Below are 262 nucleotides of genomic sequence, written 5' to 3' on the forward strand. Positions count from 1 at the left end.
CTTCTGCTGTGCCATCGGATAGACGACTTCGCGTTCCCATTCGGTCAGCTCAGCGATCTGCTTGATGACCGTAGCCGTTTCCTTTTGCGCCTTTGTCTGCTGGGCGGGCGTAGCCGCAGGATCGACAGCCAGCTTTTCCAGTCGAGCGCGCTCTACCTCCAGCTTGTGGATGAACTCGCGCACATATTGGTTCAGCACGACCGAGACGGTGTCGGGCCGGTAGCGGTGCATATAGATCAGCGCGTTGAAGCTGCCCTTGGGG

The 262-nt window shown here is 59.2% G+C and carries 1 protein-coding gene; it reads right to left on the reverse strand.

Annotation, left to right across the window (positions count from 1 at the left end):
• Positions 1–262: hypothetical protein (locus tag HBA93_RS21785; RefSeq protein ID WP_221724638.1), on the reverse strand; the 262-nt coding region annotated here is incomplete at both ends.

The organism is Ochrobactrum sp. SFR4, from assembly GCF_019730395.1.
In the GTDB taxonomy this organism is placed as follows: Bacteria; Pseudomonadota; Alphaproteobacteria; order Rhizobiales; family Rhizobiaceae; genus Pseudochrobactrum.